Genomic DNA, 22353 nt, shown 5'->3' on the forward strand with positions numbered 1-22353 from the left:
TTATGAACGTATCGAATAGACAGGCTATGGGCATTTACCTGATTTTTAGTGTAGTAAGTCTCATTTCGCTGGCCGGATTTAACGTAGCACCGAAGCTCAATACCATTCAGATTAACAAGGGCAAAACGGTAAAAGATTTCTTCGCCTATTCACCCGACCGGCTGCCGTTTGTGAGCGCACACCGGGGCGGAGCCCGGAAAGGATTCCCGGAAAATTGCCTTGCTACGTTTGAGAATACGCTCGGGCAGGTGCATGCCATCCTGGAAATCGACCCGCATTATACCAAGGACAGCGCGATTGTGTTGATGCATGACCCGACGCTCAACCGAACGAGTGAAGGGCAGGGGAAAATCTCGGATTATACGCTCAAAGAATTACAAAATCTGAAGTTGAAAGATACCGAAGGCAACGTAACGCCCTACCACATGCCAACGCTCGACGAAGCGCTGGAGTGGGCAAAAGGCAAAACCATTCTGGTGCTCGATATGAAAGACGTACCGATGGAAGCCCGTGTCCGGAAAATTGAAGAACACCACGCCGAAGCCAGTGCGATTGTAATGGCATACAGCCATGCCGATGCGCAAAAGTGCTACCAGTTGAACAAAAATATTCTGATGGAAGTCATGCTCGGTACGATGGATAAAGTGCGTGAATTCGACAAAACGGGTGTGCCCTGGCAGAACGTAGTGGTTTTTGTGAGTCATACATTGGGCAAAGAGCGGGAAATTTTCGATGAGATTCACAAACGGGGCGCCATGTGCATGATTGGCAGTTCGCGGAATTACGACATCCGGTATGCCAAAGGGGAAATAAAGTCCGATGAGTTGCTGAAAGGCTACACCGGGATCATTAACGATGGCGCTGATATCATTGAAGCCGACCTCGCCATCGAAGCCGGAACGGCGTTGAAACCGCTTCAGCAGGTACGTTCGTCATCAAAAGCCTTGTATTTTCACTGATATGAAGCGATTGAAAAATGTTCTGGTAACGGTTACTGCTGCCACTATTCTGCTCCTTTTCGGATTGGCGTTACGTCCGATGGAGACGACCAAAGCCAAGAAGCCGAATATCATCTTCATTCTGGCCGATGACTTAGGCTATGGTGATGTCGGGTTCAACGGACAAACGAAAATCAAAACGCCGAATATCGATCAGTTGGCCCGCGAAGGCATGGTTTTTCGACAGCACTACTGCGGAACGGCCGTTTGTGGTCCATCGCGGGCTGCATTAATGACCGGCATTCATACGGCGCATGCTACCGTCCGCGAATTATCGGAATGGGGTCTGAACGGTAAACCCGCCGACCTAACGCCAAGCGACGTAACGGTTGCTAAAGAGTTGAAACGAGCCGGATATACAACCGGAATTATCGGCAAATGGGGACTTGACGAGGGCGGCACAACCGGCAATACGTTGACGCAGGGGTTCGATTATTTCTACGGATTCAAAACCCATCGCGAAGCTCATCATTACTACCCGGAATATATCTGGAAAAACAAGGACAAAATTCCCCTACCCAATAACAATTGTGCCGAGAAGCGGGGTACGTACTCCAACGATACGTTCGCGGAGGAAGCCCAGACATTTATTCAGCAACACCGTAGTGAGCCTTTTTTTCTCTATTTGCCGTTTACACTGCCGCATAATGAGCTGACCGTACCCGCCGACTCCAGACAGCCTTACGAAAACCTGGGTTGGCCCAAGCAACCCATGCAGGTCGCGCACTACCACCATGACCCCGACGGAAATCTGGCCTACGCGGGTATGGTTTCTCGACTGGATCGCTACGTTGGGCAACTCATGGCTGAGTTGATAAAGCAACATCTTGACGAGAACACGCTGGTAATTTTCAGCAGCGATAACGGCCCCGGTTACGACAAAGGTTTTTTTGATAGCAATGGTCCGTTTCGGGGTGGAAAGCTGCAACTGTACGAAGGTGGCATTCGTGCTCCTTTTGTCGCGCGTTGGTCAGGTACGATCAAACCCGGAACCGTTTCCGACCACGCCAGCGCTTTCTGGGATTTTCTGCCCACTGCCTGCGAACTTGCTGGCGTTCAACCCTCGGCTAAAATTGATGGCATCTCCTATGTATCGGCACTGCTTGGGAAACCGAAATCGCAGAAAGAACACGATTATTTTTATTGGGAAATCAATGAGCGCGAAGGCCCGATTCAAGCCGTTCGGATGGGTCCGTGGAAAGGCATAAAACTGTACGAAAAGCCATTTGAGCTCTATAATCTTCAGGATGACATAGCCGAGAAAAACAACGTAGCAGATAAGCATCCTGATGTAGTGGCCAAAATCCGGACGATGATGACGCAAATCCGTACGGATAATCCCGAATTTCCATTGACCAAACGTAAAGCTTTATATTAATACGACGTAGTGGTGTCGGGTTTGAGAATCACACGGGCGCCCCCACCGACACCACTACGTTCAGCTAATTCAAATTGGTATTAAGGGACTAATCGAATTTTACTTCCTGCCCCATAGATCACTTTCCCTCCAGCGCTGTATCGGATGATCAGTGCCGAACCCGTGTAACTCGCCGGAACAGTTACAAGGTGTTGAATCACCGCTATATCACCTGCCACCGGGATGCGACCACAAGACCAGGTTGTGGGGTCATTCCAGTTTCCATTTTTAACGGTGTTCAGTATGGGCCTGGAGGATGTCGCTACAGTAGCACTAGCGGTGGTGGTACAGCCACTGGCGTTTGTTAGAGTCACCGAGTACGTACCGGCTATACTTACACTGATAGTGGATGTAGTGGCTCCTGTGGACCAGCGAACAGTACCTGCCCCAACCGCTGTAAGGCTTGCCGCCGGAGTAGCACAAGTCAGCGTTGCACTGGATGGGTTAATGCTCACGGATGACACATTCCCACTCACCATTGTACTCGCCGTAGCTGAACACCCACTAGCATTCGTTAAGGTCACGGAATAAGTTCCTGCTGTACTCACGCTAATACTGGCTGTGGTGGCTCCCGTCGACCAACGAACGCTCCCCGTCCCGATGGCTGACAGACTCGCTGTTGGAGAGGCACAGGATAAAGTAGCGCTCGAAGGGCTGATACTCACCGTAGGAGGAGCCTGAGTCGAACCCACTACCGTACTAGTTGTGGCTGTACAGCCATTGGCATTCGTTAACGTTACCGAGTAAGTTCCCGCTACACTTACACTGATAGTGGACGTAGTAGCTCCTGTGGACCAGCGAACAGTACCTACCCCAACCGTTGTAAGGCTTACCGCTGGGGTGGCACAAGTTAGGGTTGAACTCGAAGGACTAATGCTCACCGTAGGAGGAGCCTGAGCAGCGCTCACTACTATACTAGCGGTAGCGGTGCAGCCATTGGCATTGGTCAGGGTTACTGAGTAGGTGCCCGCCACGCTCACACTGATACTGGACGTAGTGGCTCCTGTACTCCACCGCACACTTCCCGTCCCAACGGCTGACAGACTTGCCGTCGGAGAGAAACAGGTGAGCGTCGTGCTCGAGGGATTAATACTGACCGCAGGGGCCGTTTGGGCAGCGCTCACTGCTATACTAGCCGTGGCTGTACAGCCGTTGACAGTTGTTAAAGTCACCGAATAAGCGCCTGCTGTGCTCACACTAATACTGGTTGTGGTGGCTCCCGTCGACCATTGAAAACTACCTGACCCTACCGCCGATAAACTTGCCGTCGGAGAAGTACAGGTGAGTGTTGCGCTCGTCGGTGTAATACTTACTGTAGGCGTGACACAACCGATGGTAATTTGCGCATCGGCATTTATGGGTGGTATCTCCTTGTTGCCAACGTTATCGGAGGCCAGGGTATAGAATCGGTAATTACTTCCTGTATTCCCAACATAGGAAGTTGACAAACCTGTTAAATCAGCCTGATACAACGTAAATGGGCCATTGTTCTCCGAAACATACAGATCGTATGTCCGAAGTCCTGAACCACCTGAGTCCTCTTGTCCCTCCCATGACAAGGCAATAGCCGTTGATGTTGAGGTGGGTGGAAGAGCTGTAATTTGGCTGGAAGGAGCCCGAGCATCAACCGTATTAACCCATTTGTTCGTCTTGATGGTCTCCTCCGAATCGAAGATAATACTGGCCTGAGCCGTTACCGTATCTCTGGTTTGCGCCAGGGCTGAAGCTTGCAGCGTGAACGTTACGTATCCTTCGCCGTTATGACGTGTGGTGTCATTAACGGGCAGAAAACCGCTGTTAGCCGGCAAAGTTGCCGACAAGCCAGTAGCCGGGTCTATACTCTGAAATATCCAGAAAGCCCGTCGATTCGCAATATCCACCCCCGCCGTTACGTCGACAAAAACACCCAGACTATCGCGAACATCCAGCCGATTCGTGTAAACACTTGTGTTGGGTGGTACGCTGAAATTAAATGACCCAAACCCAAAATCGCCGATACGTAGTGACGCCGGATTCAGTTTAGGATGAATCGGCACATAGACCGTTACGTTCTGGGCAGGAGCCGTAGCAAAATCCGGGTCGTTTTCGAATAAAACTTTGTACGGTAAATTCTGCTTCAACGCCACCCACCGATACGTACTGTCATACCCAGCAGGCCCTACAATTTCGTTTGGATCAGAGGGGTTGATTTGCGGGATTCGGGTCGGATCACCGTTTGGAGAATTGGGAAGAGGGTCTTTTGATCCTTCAGGGTCTTTGGGTTTGCAGGGATCAGAAGAAGGTGCAATGGGATCAACGAATGGAATAAGCCCATAAAACAAATTCCCGGCGTAACCCAACACAGCATGTGCATCGCGAACATGTCCATAGTCCTTATTCTTATCAATGTAATCGCGAAGTGCCTGATCTGGATTATTACGCCAAAGCTCATCCGGCACATCTCTGTCTTTCTGATTATTGAATGCACAGTTGATTGCTTTTCCGAGGTCATACGCGTCTTTTGCATCGCTAGCGTAACCGGCCCATTTTCCTGCTTTTTTTGCATTGTCCCAAGTGCCCCATTTTTTTGCTTTGTCCAGGAGTGGTGAATCTTTCAGTCTGTCCCAGCGCGATGGTGGAGAGAATTTATCCGATGGTGCATCAACAATTCGTCGATTGGGTGCATCGCTAAGGTCTATGTTGTTGGTCGGATTATCATCAACATATTTATACAAGTTTGTCCAGCTACCCGGGGCCACCACTCCCACATCTTCATGGTCGCGGCTTTGAAACCGACCTGTTTCAGGGTTATATACACGCGGTCCATGATCAATTTGTTTAGTTTGGCTATCCTGGAGCCGACCACCATATAATCGCTGATTAGGTACCGATTCGCTACTATTCTTTACATTACCATATGCATCATAGGCATACTGATTCAGCACCGTTCCATTAGCACTGGTAATTTCGGTTACACTGTTCACTCCGTCCTGATTGTAGAAGAACGTGGATCCGCCAGTATTGACATGCAGCCAACTGTTTAGGCCTATTCCGGGCGTATATCGATTTTGAGTAACGTTGGTATTCGAAAGCTCACTAAGCAATCGACCTTCGTCGTAGATTAGTTTCGTAACAACTGACAGCGTATCCTCGCGCTCAATTCGATCACCGAATGGATCATATCTGTAGGCGATTTTCCGTTGTGGACTAAACTGAGTCTCAATCAATCTATTTTCGCCATCATATCGATAAACTTTATCGCGGCTATTCTGCTCCCGAGTGGTATTTCCGTTTGCATCGTAAGAGAAACTGCTGGGACCCGCCGTTTGCATCTGGTCTGCAGCGTTGTAGCTGTAGGTAATTATCGAACTGTTTTTGGTTTGCTGAAGTCGGTTGCCAACAGCATCGAGTACATAACTTTCGGTGTCTCCATTGCCATATACTACACTGGTTAACTGATTCATGGCATCATAAGTATAGGTAGTAAGCCCACGCTTATCCTGCATTGTCTTACGATTACCGACTTTATCAAATGTGTAATAGAAATACGACAGTTTCACCGTATTGTTTGCCCAGTTGATTAAACTGTCCAAACGCCCGGCGGCATCATAATGGTAGGTAGTGAAGGTAGCATTTCCATTGGTTTGTTTGGTAATACGCCCTGCATTGTCGTAGGTAAAATTGGCGGTCAGGTTAGCAGGATCGGTGAGTTGGCTAAGCCGGTTGTTCGCATCGTAAGCGTACGTTGTTACTCCACCATCCTGATTGGTCATAGTGGCCCGATTGCCCGCGGCATCATACGTATAAGCTAGTGATTTACCCCAGGTAAGAATATTCTTTCTAACTAACCGATTTTGGTTATCATATTGAAAAGTATAGGCAATGTTATTGTTGTATGCACTAATGACATTACCAGCGTCATCGTAGCTGTATTTATCTGTATTGCCGGGGTATACTTTCTCAATCAGTCGGCCAATCTTATCGTACGCATACGTCACGGTATTTCCATTAGGGTCAATCCGTTTTATAAGGTTACCACCCGAATCATACTCATACCTCACATTGTTGCTTAGCGGGTCGGTTTCCTGTATTAATCGGTTTTTCTTGTCGTATTTATACAGCATGGTGTTTCCTCTGGCATCTTTAGTGGCACTCAGCTTACCCTGCGAATTGTAATCGAATGTCCAAGCTGCGCTACCTTTCGTTATGCCGGTCAATCGACTCAGCCCGTCATACTGATAGTTGCGTTCATTTCCATTGGCATCCGTCTCCCTGGTCACATTGCCAACAGGGTCGTAATCATATTTTTTTATATTATTCAGCGGATCTTTTATCTCTTTCAACCGGTTCATCAGGTCGTAATTCATTTCCAGCGTTCGACCAGTAGCATCGATTACTTTGCTGACGCCACAACAGCTTCCACTGTAGTCGTATTGCATGGTGCCGATGGGAAACAACGTTTTCACCAAGTCTCCACTGGTGTTATATGAAAACGAAATGGGATTGTTTGTGGCCGTTTTGGCCATTAACTGTCTACCGGCAACATCATATGTATAGTTTTCAACCGCGCCACCTGGCTTTGTAAGTGAACTCACATTGCCCCGGGTGTCATAACTAATTGCTGAAAAGTTACCTCGCTTATCTTTTATAACAGCTGGCTTTTTATGAACGGCCTCATAAGTAAACTCGGTTGTACTACCGATTGGGTCAGTCTTCTTTACTACATCGCCCTGACTGTTGTACGAAATGAGGGTCGTAAAACCGTCGAAATCTTTCTGCGACACTAAGTTATTATTCGCATCATAACCTAACTCAGCCTTATTACCATCAGGGTCAGTAATACCGGATAGCCGCCCGGCCGCATCAAATGAATAGCCCGTAATCACGTTCCCCGATTCGGCTTTCTGCGTTACGTAGGTTTTTCTTGGATTGTTGAGATAGGAGAAGCGCTGCTCGGTATTGCAGGAAGTTATCTGCTTCACTTTACCCCCGTTGCCATAATAATTAATGACTACCGGGCTGTTGTTCTCGTCGTTCAGGCGGATCAGGTAATGCTTCGAGTAAACAAACGTCTTTCGTCCCTGTAGCGGGTCCAACACGGTTACTAAGTCTTTCGCTGCACTGTACTGATACGTGAATTTTTTGGTCGGTTCGCTGCTGTCTTTAGCCTCTGTCAGCAAGCCATTCGTCCAGGTCAATAGTAAACTGCGTCCGGATGAATTCGTGATCTGTGTCGGATTACCGCTCGTATAACTGATCGTTACAAAATTGCCATTGGCGTCCTGCATTCGGGTGATTTTCTTGTGAGAGGCATCGGCAAAAATGTATTGTTGACCATCTTTCATGGTCAATGTAAACTGGCTTCCCGTTTTGGTCAGTACGTCAAATACGCCTGCTGGCGAATGATACGTGTTTCCGCTAAGCAGAAAGGTATCTTTCTTAGCATCTGCGCGGTAAATAATGACCTGACTGGCTGCTTCCTGATAAAAAATATTATAGTAAAACGACCAGCCATGACCGTAGCCGTAGTTGAGCGTATCCTGAGCGGCATTGTAATAAAACGATTGATAGATACGGTATCCCGTTCCCCGAAGACTTTGTTCGTTACGTTGAACGAAAAGATTTCCGGTGTAACTATTAACAGCCAAACCTTGCGGAGCGGCAATGTTAGGGCGCGGAATGGTCTGAGCCTCAGCCAAAAGTAGCCAGCCCAATGACATGAATACGGTAAGAAAAAATAGGCGCATGGAGTAGGCGTGGATAATTACTGAGAAATAAGTAAGGCAATTGGCGCTATGGCATGGGTATAGAAATCGATATACCCGGATGTACCCGCCCGGAGAATACCCGGCGGACCATCTGTTTCTTTAAATTCCAGCATCAGTTCCTGGAGTTTCGCCGTGAAATCGGGAGTGAAACTGATCGGTGCGCCTTCTAAGCTGAGCAGCATGCGCGTTTGCGCCGGAATATCGACGTTACCCACATTAGCATAAGCCACAGTCAGCTTCACTTTCTGATTCCGACGTACCGAAGCCGGGTGAATCAGATCAAGCTGGACGTTTTCATCGAAACCAATGTTCTGGATCGTACATACGAATAATTGGGCCGCTCCTTCAGCTCCGCCGGGCGTACCCGTCACCACGGAAAACCCATTCGGTAACTGTGTCGTTGCGCCACCTGCTTTCTGTAGCTTAACTGTATACGTATCAGTAGGTGCTCCCGCCAGATTGAACGTAGCGAAAAGTTTTGACGGATCGACGTAGTAAACGGAGGTGGCTACGTGCGTTGCCGAACCGACCAGCGAAACGGTCATGCCTGGCTCAAATTTGGCACCTAGTATTTTCACCGTAACCAGTCCGGTGTTTCCTCCTTTGTTGGCATCTACGTTGCTGATACCAAACGGCACGGTCCGGGCCAGCAACGTAACGGGCTGCGCTACTTTAGCCGTGTCGGTACCCAGAGCGAGCAGGTAATACGTTCCCGCCAGTAGCGACGGCACCACAACTTCCTGATTGGCCTTGAATGCAATGGTAGCGGCAAAATCATACCGGTTAGCTGTAGGAATACTGTCTTTACGCAGGAACAATCGGTTGATTGCGTTGTTGGTCGAATCGCCCTTTAAGGTTACGGATAAGGTTTCCGCGGTCAGACTGGACGGGATTGTAATCTTGTAGTATAGAGGCTTATCTCGTATTAATTCCGTTGCGGTTGGTATATTCAAAACCAGTTCGCGCACACTAACTGTTAACTTCGGACCCGATACAGCCAGATTATTGTCGTCGTTCTGCTCCAGTATGTTATTCAGAATATCCGTTCGGACGATTACGTAATAATCTCCCATCGTTACGTTCGCCAGCAAGCCCGTCAAACTTCTGGTTAGAGTAGCCTGTGCTGGCAGGAACAAACTGTTTTCGAGCGTACCAAATAATACGTCCGACGCGTCGAACTGAGCGTCTTTTGATAAGTAAACGGCCTCCCGCAGAAATCCATTTGCAGCGTTGGCGCCCTGGTTCGAAAGCGTCCAGCCAATCGTGACCGGGCTGCCGGCGTATTGTTCTCCGGCAGGTACTGTCACCTGCGATACAGTTAAATCGCTGGGTTGCTGTGGATTGATAAAGATGTTGGCGAAGGCAGTGTTATTATCTTCTCCGTTCCGTTCAAATACTTCGTTATTGCCATCGGACTTCAGCACCAGCACATAATTACCCGATACGTTGGGCGGCATAAATAATCGATCCTGTACTGTATACGTACTGCCGGGGGCCACTGCGCCCGAATGAGCGATGCTTCCCACGAAAATGCCATTCGTCAATTGGGTATCGGTGGCCAGATAAAAATGGTCGGTCCAGTTGGCGGCTGGCGTTATACCCGTACCGTTATTTTTAACCGTATACGTAATGTTAATCGGCTGCGATACGGTGGCCTGCGTCGGTCCGAGCAGTGACTGCGGAACCAGGTCGGCGGGCGGTGGAACCGTAATAACGATGGCCTGGCTGTTGCCTGACGAATTGGTTAACGGCAACGTATTATTGCCCCGCTGGTCATCATTGTTCTGATTGTCTCTGTCGGCCGTAACCAGAATATACAAAGTTCCCTGTGCCGAAGCCGGAATAGGAATGGTAAGTGTCCGGTTATACGTAGCACCGGCAGCTAAGGGTCCGCTGACAGGCTGGGTGGCCAGCAATACGTCGCTGGCGTCCAGAACCGGATTATTACTGAGGTAAACTGCATCCAGCCACGACGGCACCAACGTAGCATAAGCACTATTGTTACGTACCGTCCATTGGATGTTGATCGACTGACCCGCAGTCACTGTTTGACTCAGTACAGCCCCGGCGGTAGTACTCAGGTCAATTACTGGTAAACTTGTAATATTCGTTGCCGAAGCAGCAATCCTGTTGTTGTTACCCTCTGCATTGTTTTCGAAAATCGAATTCGTTACGTCGGAATTGACCACAACGTAGTAATTACCCGGCGTTAAACTGGTTGGCAGCAGGAAGGCAGCTGTCTGCGTGTAAGACTGACCGCTGCTCAACGACCGGTTTTGACTGGTTGTACCCAGCAGCAATAAGGTAGCCGGATTGATGGTCGGCGTCGGAGATAGATAGATATAATCCTGCCAGCTTTTATTGACGATGGCCCCTGCTCCACTGTTAGCAGCAACGTAACGTACTGAAAGCGAAGTACCAACGGTGTCGACGGCGGGCGCCACGATACTCGTTACCTGCAAGTCTGCCCAGGGAGCCAGCGTAATTGCCAGCGGTGCTGCCTGAAGATTGTTGGTTTCATTTTTCTCGAAAACACCATTGGTGTTATCAGTAACAAGCAGTACGTAATAGTTACCCGAAATACCAACTGGTAGAGTAGCCGTTGCCTGTCGGCTATATTCTCCTCCGGCGGCAAGTAGCTGGTTCGATGATACGTTGGTCAGCTGGATATCCGTTCCTGGTTCAAACGTATTGTTGGTCGACAGATAGAGTTGATCACTCCAGCTTGCATTGTAGATACTCGCCAGACCATCATTTTTCACCGTCCATTGAAGCGTAATCGTCTGCTCAGAAGTGGCCGTGGCTGGAACCGATAAAGCCAGTGGGCGTAAATCGGGATTCTGCACCTGAATCATCGGCGAAGCGGGCGATACGTTATCCGCTTCATCTGGATTCTCGTAGATGCTATTCCCTGAATCCGTTCGAACGAATAAGTAGTAATTACCCTCTGCGGTTGTTGCTGGCAGGGTGACCGCATGTTGAATCGTACTACTGGCCAGTGAGGCTAAAGGGTCCGTGCGCTGGAAACTGTTGATAGGATAAGTAGTACCCGCTCCGAACGTAGCACTCGTCGACAGATAAACCGTTTCGCCCCACATCGGTTGGGCGGTTATGGCCCCATCATTGTTTGTCGTCCATTGCAAAGTCACCGACTGATTATTCGCCAGTAACGTACTGCTAACTGCCAATGAACTGACCGTCAGATTCGGCGTAGGTCGCTGAATGATGCTCATGGCCAAACCGGTACGAGTGTTATTGTCATCCCGCGTATACTCGTACACCTGACTGAAACGGTCGGTTATGACATGGATGAAATAGGTACCGCTGATACGTTCGGGAAGTTTTACTTTTCGCGTAACCGTATACGTACCATTCACTAATAGAACCTGAGTTCGGTTGAACGTATATAAAACCTGACCATTAGCCGGGTTGGCCTGATCCTGTCCCAGTATAATCTGATCATTCCAGTTGGCCGACGTAGTTGGGCCCGTACCCGCATTGCGGACGGTATACGTAACGGTGATGGAATCCTCCGAGAAAGCATTTAACGGGTTAACAACCAGATCAGTCACCTGCAAATCGGGCGGTGGTGCCAACGCAATGCTAATGGGAGTACTGGACGTAGTATTGTTTGTACCCGTCACTTCGGGCAGACTCCCAGATGAATTCGTTTGTACAATAACGTAGTACTGCCCCTGTACACCCTGTGGTATACGGAACGTAACATTGTTGGTTTGGTACGACTGACCCGCGTTCAGCGCACTGAAATTGGGTTGACTGATGACGTAAAAATTATCAGTTCCCGAAAAAAGCGTTGGCTGATCGCTGAGATAGACCAGGTCATTCCAACCCTGACTCTGGGTGTTACCAGTTCCCTGATTTTTTATCCGCCAGTTAATCACCATGTCCGTTTCGGACGTGGCCGTAGTCGGTACGTTTATGGCGTCGACAATCAGGTCGGGAAGCTGACGAACGGTGAAATTGAGGACAGCTGATGAAGCCCGGCAACTGGTACGTTTGGCAGCGACTTTCCATTTATAGGACGTACCATACTGAAGTTGTCCACTTGATAGCGTATAAGCGATCTGCGTCAAATTCGCAACGAGCGGCTGGGTCGGCACCGGATCAGTCGACTTCCAGACGTAAAGCTCATAACCGACAGCGCCGGCAACAGCTCCCCAACTCAGCGTCAAGGCCACATCAACGTTATTGCTGTTATCGATGGGGAGTAAATTACCGGGAGCCGCAATGCCCGGCAGATGCTGGAACGTACTCCGCAACGTATCGTTCGTGTGAAGCGAATCGAGCGGGAGATTGGTAAGTACAGTGAGAGTATACGTTCCCGTTGCCGACAGGTCGATTCGGTTCGTAAACGTATAATCCAGGCTACGTCCGGGTAATAAAGCCGCTGACGTAACAGTCTCGCTTACGACAGGGCTATTGTTCAGGCGATAGGAAACTGTGAAATTACTTTGGCTCACATTGCCGTAGTTGCTGATACGTACGCGCACGCTGTCTGTGGCGGTATGGTTGCAGTCGGTTAGGGGAGCCAGTATGGCACTAATGCCAATATCAGAGATTTGTCCGTTTTGAGGTTGCTGCTTAAAGGGGAGGAATTTGACCTTATTCGACACATTGTCGCCCGTACCCGTCGGGTTCAGGGTTGAATGATAGGGACCAGATGGTGTGCCCCAGTAACTGTTACGCGCATCTACCGTATCCGCAACGGCCGAGCCGACATTATTTATGCCATAGTCAGCGTTCGCGTAAATGTTACAGCGATTAAAAGTGGGATTTCCGCCGTTTACGTAGATCCCCGTTTTATTGCTATAGAAGTTGGAACTGGCAATAACAGCTCCTCCCACATTAGTTAACTGTAAACCAATGTTTTGAGAATTAGCAATCGATATATTGGCTACCGAGAACGTAGGGGTCGCGATATGCAGAGCAGGGAGTGCGTAGGCCGTACTGCCCATCTGGTCGAACGTAACGTAATTTAATTCAGAACCATTACTGGTTGAATGCAGGTATACCCGACCACCCGGCGTTGATGTAGTTGGCGTTTGCAGGCGAAGAAACTGAATGGGAGCCGTTTCCGTACCAATGGCCCGTAACGCACCGGCCACATACAGGTCACTATTTCCAAAGTCGACTAACGAACCAGCCTCAATCGTGAGTGTATAGGTTGGTTGTACGTAAAGCTGCCCTTCAAGGACGTAGTACGAATTTTGCCCTGGAAAAGGTAAGGTGGTATTGATCGACAGGTTTTCGTCGCGTAGCGCTATACGGGCATTGGTATTGTTCAGTACGCCCCCACAACTGCTCGGATACGTCCGAATAGCCGTTGTTCCTCCAAAAAATCGCGTGGCTGTAACGGTTGGCGTAATACCTGAACCGGTGATGTGTACACCGATAGACTCGCTGTTTCGTATGGTCGAGCGGGTAACGGTCAACGAAGACGTAAAAGTCTCTATAGCAGCACCGTATGTCTGCGTATCGCCCATCTGGTCAACACTAACGTAGTCCAGTACCGAGTTCGCACTACCGCTGGCAAAGTAGATCTGTCCTCCATGCGATGAACCGCTAACCGCCGTAGTGGAGAAGCCCCGGAAACGTATCGTGTCAGCTACGGTACCTCGCGCAATGAGCGTACCATACACCAACAGGCGGTCAGCATAGAAGGCCGAACGCAGCTCAACTCCGGACTGAATAATAGCTGTGGTGTTGGCGGCAATTGAAATGTTGGTTCCTGGCTGAAACTGATAATACGATCCAGGGCCCGGTTTTGGCACTACCATCGAATTGTTAACCGTTTCTGCACGCAACCCGATCGATACGTTGGTCAGGCTACTGATGCCGCCAACACTGGAGAGATAAGTGAGAATATCCTGACTGTTGCCCGAAAAACGGATACCGCTGATCATCGGGTTAAGCCCTGCTGATAACAAATCAAGACCTGTTCCACCAGTGGTGTGAATCCGGGAATTGATCAGGCTCACCGACGAAGCATACGTACTGACACCCGTAACTTCACTGTTGCGGATGGATGAATTCGTAATCATGGCCGTAACTGAGTTGCCTATACCGATGGCGGCACCGTAAGTATCCCGGTCGCCCCACTGGTCCATTGCTACGTAGCTCAGTTGTGAATTAGCGCTGCCGCTGGCAAAATAAAGCTGTCCCCCATGCGACGAACCATTGACGGCCGGATTGGCAAAGCCCCGGAAACGTATTGAATCGGCCGATGTTCCCTGAGCCAGTAACGTACCATTCACCATAATACGATCACCATAATTAGCTGATCGGAACTCAACGCCCGGCTGAATAGTGGTGCTGGTGCCGGCAGTGATGATTAACGTACCAGGTTGCATCTGGTAGAATGAACCCGGGCCGGGCTTAGGAATCACGCAGGATACGTTCGTATTTTCAGCCCGCAGACCAATGGCTACGTTGGTCAGGCTACTGATGCCACCCACTCCCGATGGTGGAGCGCTGATATCGATTGGGTTATTTGCAAAACGAGTTTGCGTAATGGTGGGGTTGACGCCAGCCGTGGCGATATTTATACCATTATTCTCACTATTGCGAATGGTAGTATGCGTAATCGTCAGTGATGAGGTGCGAACCTGAATAGCATTGCTGTAAGCCTGAGTGTCCCCCATCTGATCGATGCTTACGTAGTCCAATATGGAGTTCGTACTTGAGCCATCAACATAGATTTCACCTCCATGTGTAGACCCACTGACGGTCGTGTTTGAAAATCCCCGAAAACGAATCGAATCAGCCGCAGTGCCTTGAGCCAGTAATGTACCTGAAACAGTAAGATGGTCAGTGTATGACGTTGAACGTAGTTCCACCCCAGGCTGAATAATGGCCGTGGTGTTGGCAGTAATGGTAATAGTCGCTCCGGGCTGAAACTGATAGTATGAGCCGGGTCCGGGCTTTGGTACTACCGATGTGTTGATAACATTTTCCGACCGCAATCCGATTGCTACGTTGGTCAGGCTGCTGACACCACCGATACTGGACAGATAAGTGAGAATATCCTGACTGTTTCCCGAAAACCGTACTTCACTGATAGTAGGGTTTGTGCCAGCAGTCATAATGGAAATACCAGTTCCACCGTTTGTATGAATCAATGAATTGATTACACTCATTGAGGACCCATACGCAGTGATAGCCGTAGACTCGCAGTGACGGATAGACGAGTTGGTGATCATCGCCGTAACGGAGTTACCTATTCCGATTGCTGTGCCATAACTATCCCGGTCGCCCCACTGGTCCATCGCTACGTAGTCTAACACCGAATTAGCGCTACCACCGGAAAAATAAATCTGACCACTATGCGAGGAACCGCTCACAGCAGTATTGGAGATGCCCTGAAAACGAATGGAATCTGACACTGTTCCCTGCGCCATCAACGTACCATACACCATAATCTGGTCAGTATAATTAGCCGACCGGAATTCGACTCCCGGCTGGATGGTGGTCGTGGTGCTGGCAGAAATGGTTATCGTACCCGGCTGCATCTGGTAGAATGAACCGGGCCCCGGTTTGGGAATTACACAACTTACACCGGTACCTTCCTGCCGTAAGTTGATAGCCACATTGGTCAGGCTGCTGATCCCTCCTACCCCCGACGGTGGAGCGCTGATCGATATGAAATTATTCGTAAACCGACTCGCCGTGATAACTGGACTGATACCGACGGGAACAATGTAAACACCCATATTTTCACTATTGCGAATCATTGAGTGCGCGATGGTCAACGACGATGTGTACGCCCGAATCGCATGTGGGTAAGAATCTTTGTCGCCCATCTGATCGACGACTACGTAGTCCAGCACCGAGTTTATACTTGAACCGGTAAAATAAATTTCACCACCGTGTGAAGAACCGCTGGCCATGGTACTGGAGTACCCCCGGAAATAAACGGAGTCAGCCGCCGTACCCTGAGCCAGCAGGGTACCACTTATGTCGAGACGATCCAGATAGGTCGGAAAGCGCAATTCGGCACCCGCCTGAATCGTAGTGGTCGTGCTGGCCGAAACCGTAACGACACCGCCTTCAAGTTGATAATAAGACGAAGGACCCGGTTTGGGAATAATACATGAAACGCTGGTGGGCTCTGAGCGTAAATTAATAGCGGTAGCAGTCAGGCTGCTAATACCACCAACGCTTGACGGAGACGCACTGATGGCTTTTGCATTGTTAATGAAACGAGTGGTTGTGATAACAGGGCTAATACCTGTTAAGGTTATGTATATACCTACATTTTCACTATTCTGAATGGTAGAGTGGACAATAGTTAACGAAGAAGTACGGGTCTGAAGCGCATTTCCATAATACTGAGCATCGCCCAACTGATCGAAACGAACATAGTCCAGCACCGAGTTCACGCTGCTGGCGTCGAAGTAGACTTCGCCACCGTGCGAGGAACCGCTCACGGCGGTATTGGAGAAGCCCTGAAAACGAATGGAATCGGCGCCGGTTCCCTGAGCCAGTAACGTACCACTTACAGTAATACGATCTGAAAAGGATAGAAAACGTACTTCTACCCCAGGTTGAATTGTCGTGGTAGTACTGGCTGAAATGGTGACCGTTCCACCTTCAAGCTCATAAAAGGAAGCTGGTCCTGGTTTGGGAATAATGCAGGAGGATGAAGTCGCTTCAGAACGTAACCGGATAGCTGCGTTCGTTAAGTTACTAATACCACCAACGCTTGACGGGGACGAGCTGATCGCTTTGGGATTGTTAATAAACCGAGTCGCAGTGATAACAGGATTGATGCCCGTCGAAGCAATGTATATACCTACGTTTTCACTGTTCTGAATGGTAGAGCGGGAAATAGTTAACGAGGACGAACGGGTTTGAACGGCATTTCCATAGTACTGCGCATCGCCCAACTGATCGAAACGAACATAGTCCAGCACCGAGTTCACGCTGCTGGCGTCGAAGTAAACTTCACCACCGTGCGAGGAACCGCTCACGGCAGTGCTGGAGAAGCCCTGAAAACGAATGGAATCTGACACCGTTCCCTGAGCCAGTAACGTACCATAGACAGCCAGACGGTCTGAGTATGTTGTTGACTGCACCTCTACCCCCGCTTGTATTGTGAGTGTTTGCCCATTCGGAACACTAACAGATCCGTTAAGAATATATGGGCTGTTGGCTTTGGTCCATATGCCGGATACACTTCCGCTTACATTAACCTGTGCATAACAGCTTGTATATACTAATAAACATACCCAAATAGTCAAGGATAACGCACGTATCGCAGGCATTTCTATACAAATTAGATGTGGATATATAAGTACTGATATTTAACTGCTGAAATTTACTCGGAATCACATTTACATATTTACCAATCTAGAAAAATATTATCTTAAATTTATTAAACGTTACTTTACTAAGTTTCTGTAAACAATTATCTGTCAAGAAACAACGGAAAGCAATCACCTAGTTACTTATATTTCATCTTGTTTAATTATATTTAGTGACGTTTCCTACAAAACTGGGCAACTTAAGTGCAAACGATTCAGGATTTCGGTTATAGCTCAATTCCATCCTGATACAGCTTTAAGTCACGTTGAAGCAAAGAAGAATTATCTTATTAGGTACGCTATCGTAACCCTTTTCATTCAGTATTCTTACCGTGCAAGGTTCTACCGCTAATGTATATACGTTCTCCGAATAAACTCATTACTATCTGGAATCATTACATTAGTACGGTTTCTTCCCTTTTATACGTGTTCATCTGACTCCCTAATTCCAGTGCGACTGTATTCTGTTCCGATCAATTGGCTGCGTGAGGGTTTGAGGAAAATTGTTTGACTAAGGAACAGATAGTCAACCATGTCCGCTAATGAACGCAGGTTGTACGATTCCGGACATACTCTCTCCCCTATCACCCTTAAGACGCTCTGTTTAAGCCTATTTAAGGTATTGGCATTTTATTTGTTTAGCAAATAACAATCAAATCGAATCAACGTAGCAACTATTCATGGGCAGGGCTTATTTAGGAGAATTCGAGGAGTTGGTCTTATTGACAGTGGCCGTCCTGTCAGGTGCTGCTTACGGGGTAACTATAGCGGCTGAACTCAAGCAACGTACCAGCCGAACCATCAGTCTAAGTGGGGTACATATTGCCCTGTACCGGCTGGAAGAAAAAGGGTTTGTTCGCTCCGAATTAGGAGGAGCAACAACAGCTCGAGGGGGTCGGCGGAAACGACTATTCACCATTACTGCAGCCGGTAAGTCTACTCTAGCTGAGATGCGCCAGCTTCGCAACGAGCTATGGAATGCAATTCCAAATCTTTCTCTGTCGTAAGTCATGGCAAATCGGCAACTCAGGGCAACTCCGCCTACTTGGGCTGGTCGGCTGTTGAAGTGGTTCTGTCCACCTCACATGCTCGAAGAACTATTGGGCGATCTGCATGAGCAGTTTGACCAGCACGTAGCGGAATTCGGTGAAGCTAAAGCCCGGCAATTGTACTTCTGGGAAGTTATTCGATTCTGTCGGCCATATTTTATCCAACGCCGAATAACTACTGATTATCAGACACGTAACGAATACCCCCAACCTACAATGATCAGTCTTGTCATGATTCAGAACTATCTCAAAATCGCCTGGCGCAACCTCACTCGCCATAAAACCTTTGCCTCGATCAACATCCTGGGGCTTGTATTAGGAATGGCTAGTAGCTTACTGATTCTGTTGTGGGTGCAGCACGAACGTAGCATCGATCATTTTCATGCCAATGGGTCACGGCTGTATCAGATACTGGAGAATCAGCAGACAACCGGAAACGACCTGAGTACTACGCCCACAACGCCCCATTTATTGGCTCCGGCCCTGGTGGCCGAATTGCCCGAAGTGGAACGTAGCGTACATATGACACCGGGAAATATGCTCCTGCTAGCCGTAGGCACGAATTCGTACCGTGAGCGGGGTTGTTATGCCAGTCCGGATCTGTTTCAGATTTTTTCGTTTCCGATGGTACAGGGTAATCCTAAAACAGCACTGGTTGGCCCATCCTCACTTGTCATTTCTGAAGCGGTAGCCCGTAAACTCTTCGGTCGAACCGATGTGGTTGGGCGCTCGGTTCGGATCGGAAACAAAGACGACCGGCAGGTAACGGGTGTCTTTCAAGACATCCCTACGAACTCGTCGCTGAAGTTCGACTTCGTTTTGCCCTCAAAACCCTACATCAAACAAAATCCCCAGGCACCCCGGTGGTCCAGGAACGGCTGGCGGACATTTGCGCTACTACGTCCAAACGTCGATATAGCGGCCCTCAACGCAAAAATGCTCGATTTTATCCATCGTCACGATTCGACTCTGACGATGGTTACTACGTTTATGTTTCGGTTCGAGGATACGTATCTGCATTCAAAATTCACGAAAGGTCAGCCAGATGGTGGACGTATCGAATACGTTCGGCTGTTTACGATTGTAGCTGTTTTCCTGCTGCTGATTGCCTGCATTAACTTTATGAACCTGGCTACGGCTCGTTCAGCGAAGCGTGCCAAAGAAGTAGGTATTCGTAAAGTCGTCGGTGCCGAGCGGGCTTATCTAATTGGGCAGTTTACGGGCGAGGCAGTGCTGCTGACCATCGTATCCGCCATGATTGCGCTAGTGCTGGTTCAGTGCCTGATTCCCTTGTTTAACCAGTTAACCGAAAAACAAATGGCTATTCCCTACGACAATCCCATTTTCTGGGCAGGACTGTTGGGATTGGCGCTCATAACCGGTCTGCTGGCGGGCATCTATCCCGCATTTTTTCTATCGTCGCTTCAACCGGTAAAAGTGCTCAAAGGCAATAGTCCGACCGCTTTATTACGCTTTAAAGCCGGAGCTGTACTGCTGCGACAAGGCTTAGTCGTGTTTCAGTTTGCGCTGTCGTTACTGTTAATTATTGGTACGTTAATCGTTAGTCGGCAGATGCATTTCATCCGCACCAAAAACCTTGGTATTGACCGCGAGAATGTCATTTACATGCGGGTAGATGGCGAACTGACCAGGCATTTTGAACCGTTTCGTCAGGCTTTACTACAGGCTCCCGGCATTCGGTCGGTGTCATCGTCGGCTGAAGACCCCTTATATACAAACAATTCCACAACGGGTGTTTCCTGGAAAGGCAAGCCTCAGACCGACAATACGATGTTTTTTGAATTGCCCGTCAGCTATGATTTTGTGAAGACCATGAACATCCAGTTAGTTGCCGGACGGGAGTTTTCAAAGGCGTTTCCAGCCGACAGCACGAACTATATCATCAACGAAGAAGCTGCCCGGCGTATGGGCATGAATAACCGGAACCGCACCGGCGGACCGGCCGGATCGCCCGTTGGGCAGACAATGTCCTTTGAGGACGTACCGGGGACGATTGTTGGCGTGGTGAAAAATTTCCATCTGAACTCCCTGCGTGTGGCCATTGAACCACTGGTTATTCATTTCGGCACGACAAATAATACGTTGCTAGTACGCACTCAGCCTGGCCAGACCGAGCAGGCACTTGCCAGTCTGGAAAAGCTGGCGAAACAGTTTAATCCAGCCTATCCCTTCACCTATACGTTCGCCGACGAAAACTTTGAAAAACTGTACAAAAGTGAGACGCTAGTCGGCAAGTTAACCAGCTATTTCGCACTAATTGCAATTGGTATTGCCTGTTTAGGTCTTTTTGGGCTGGCTATGTTCATGGCGGAGCAGCGAACGAAAGAAATCGGCGTTCGGAAAGTGATGGGGGCCAGTGTTGGAAGTATTATAGCATTGCTTTCGGGCGACTTTTTGAAATTAGTCGCTGTGGCTATTGTGATTGCCTCTCCGCTGGCCTGGTGGGCCATGCATGAGTGGCTACAGACGTTCGCTTACCGTATCGACATAGCCTGGTGGATGTTTACACTGGCGGGAGGACTGGTGACTGGCGTAGCGCTACTGACCGTTAGCTATCAGAGCATCAAAGCAGCGCTGGTGAATCCCGTGAAATCACTACGTAGTGAATGAAATTGTGGATTTACAAAGACTGGTTAACTCTTCAAATTAAAGTAGATAAAAGATACTATATGTCATTCCCAGGTTAAAACCAGAATGACACAGAACTGCCCCTAGTATCGAACCAGAATACGTTTTGAAACGGAAAAACAACATACTTACCAAAAACATACTCACGACCCAAAGCAGGGCGGGTATTGGTAGAAAAAGCCATTGATGGTTCACAAACACTAAACCGAAATGGGCGATATGTGTTAGGGCAAAGGCTAAACTATCAACGAGTGATCCTGCTTTTGTACCGAACGATTGAGCAAAACTTGAATGGACAATTCCCCTAAAAAAGAATTCTTCGCCAATAGGGCTAAATACCATACTCGTTAGGGCTATAATGCTAAATATGACCGCTTTATCAGACTCGTTTATGGAGGCTGGTATTTTATAGGACTTACCAATATAGACGTACCAATTGCTCTCTGTATGATTGTACAAGCTAATCCCTAAATAATAAAGCAGTAAACTGAATATGATACCTGCCAATAACGCCAATACAAGTACGCTATAGCGCGTGGGTTTTGTTAACCCTATCTTTCGACGTCCATACCGAGTAAGGAAGATGAATGGACAGCTGGCGGAAATAAGCATGATAAGGCCAATGGAACCATAATTGGCAGACGAGTTGGCTTGCAGGACCAATAGGAATCGAGGTATGCATAGTACGAACAGTAATAAAATGCCAAATTTCCAGTTGAAAGCGAACAGTCTGTTCCAAACTGGCTTCAACTCACTTTGTAAACTCTGTTGATTTGGCATAAAAGCATAACTAGCATACGCTGCATTTTATATATCTAAAAATCTGCAATACGTTATCTGTCAGCCCAGCATTTTAACCAGTGCAATTACAGTGAGGCCAATTGCCAGAAAGATTATCCGCCAATAATTGTAAAACAGTGAGTTAGGTACACGAGGTATCCGAAATTTATCTTTCATCGTCGTAGTTTTAGATTACCACTAAAGTAAACGAGCTTTTACCGGAATGCAATAGGCAAAGCCAAAAGCCCTGCTTCTACCATTAACTAAACGCAACCTGACATTTAAGGAAGCTATTCATACCTTTCGAGAATAGGTCAAAAATGGGCGTTTTTGTCATTCTGACGAAGGAAGAATCTTTAAGATTCCTAGCACTCCAGTAAGGAATCTTAA

General features: G+C 48.4%; 7 protein-coding genes. 4 read left to right on the forward strand and 3 right to left on the reverse strand.

Features of this window, described 5'->3' with window-relative positions:
- Positions 1-2: 2 nt before the first annotated feature.
- Together IC229_RS07585 and IC229_RS07590 are read left to right on the forward strand one after the other, a co-directional pair.
- Positions 3-959, forward strand: coding sequence for a glycerophosphodiester phosphodiesterase family protein (locus IC229_RS07585; RefSeq protein WP_190886342.1), 957 nt, complete (start codon positions 3-5; stop codon positions 957-959).
- Position 960: 1 nt separating this feature from the next.
- Positions 961-2376, forward strand: coding sequence for an arylsulfatase (locus IC229_RS07590; RefSeq protein ID WP_190886343.1), 1416 nt, complete (start codon positions 961-963; stop codon positions 2374-2376).
- An 80-nt stretch (positions 2377-2456) separates the two neighbouring features.
- On the opposite strand, the gene IC229_RS07595 is transcribed toward IC229_RS07590, so the two are convergent.
- Both IC229_RS07595 and IC229_RS07600 read right to left on the reverse strand, forming a co-directional pair.
- Complete coding sequence (locus IC229_RS07595) at positions 2457-8141, reverse strand: RHS repeat-associated core domain-containing protein (RefSeq protein ID WP_190886344.1); 5685 nt, start codon at positions 8139-8141, stop codon at positions 2457-2459.
- A gap of 17 nt (positions 8142-8158) precedes the next feature.
- A complete protein-coding gene (locus tag IC229_RS07600) occupies positions 8159-17446 on the reverse strand; it encodes a CARDB domain-containing protein (protein ID WP_190886345.1) in 9288 nt (3095 codons plus the stop codon).
- 719 nt (positions 17447-18165) lie between these two features.
- Here IC229_RS07600 and IC229_RS07605 point away from each other — a divergent pair.
- Both IC229_RS07605 and IC229_RS07610 read left to right on the forward strand, forming a co-directional pair.
- Positions 18166-18492, forward strand: coding sequence for a PadR family transcriptional regulator (locus IC229_RS07605; RefSeq protein WP_190886346.1), 327 nt, complete (start codon positions 18166-18168; stop codon positions 18490-18492).
- A 3-nt stretch (positions 18493-18495) separates the two neighbouring features.
- Positions 18496-21165: an ABC transporter permease gene (locus tag IC229_RS07610; RefSeq protein WP_223833904.1), complete on the forward strand. Its 2670-nt coding sequence runs from the start codon at positions 18496-18498 to the stop codon at positions 21163-21165.
- A gap of 36 nt (positions 21166-21201) precedes the next feature.
- Here the strand turns inward: IC229_RS07610 and IC229_RS36055 are convergent, their stop codons facing one another.
- Complete coding sequence (locus tag IC229_RS36055) at positions 21202-21963, reverse strand: CPBP family intramembrane glutamic endopeptidase (RefSeq protein ID WP_190886347.1); 762 nt, start codon at positions 21961-21963, stop codon at positions 21202-21204.
- Positions 21964-22353 lie beyond the last annotated feature (390 nt).

This window comes from Spirosoma profusum (assembly GCF_014699005.1).
GTDB lineage: Bacteria > Bacteroidota > Bacteroidia > Cytophagales > Spirosomataceae > Spirosoma > Spirosoma profusum.

Coding starts and splice junctions, on each gene's coding strand:
- IC229_RS07585 (WP_190886342.1), top strand. CDS start 3: ATGAACGTATCGAATAGACAGGCTATGGGCATTTACCTGATTTTTAGT.
- IC229_RS07590 (WP_190886343.1), top strand. CDS start 961: ATGAAGCGATTGAAAAATGTTCTGGTAACGGTTACTGCTGCCACTATT.
- IC229_RS07595 (WP_190886344.1), bottom strand. CDS start 8,141: ATGCGCCTATTTTTTCTTACCGTATTCATGTCATTGGGCTGGCTACTT.
- IC229_RS07600 (WP_190886345.1), bottom strand. CDS start 17,446: ATGCCTGCGATACGTGCGTTATCCTTGACTATTTGGGTATGTTTATTA.
- IC229_RS07605 (WP_190886346.1), top strand. CDS start 18,166: ATGGGCAGGGCTTATTTAGGAGAATTCGAGGAGTTGGTCTTATTGACA.
- IC229_RS07610 (WP_223833904.1), top strand. CDS start 18,496: ATGGCAAATCGGCAACTCAGGGCAACTCCGCCTACTTGGGCTGGTCGG.
- IC229_RS36055 (WP_190886347.1), bottom strand. CDS start 21,963: ATGCCAAATCAACAGAGTTTACAAAGTGAGTTGAAGCCAGTTTGGAAC.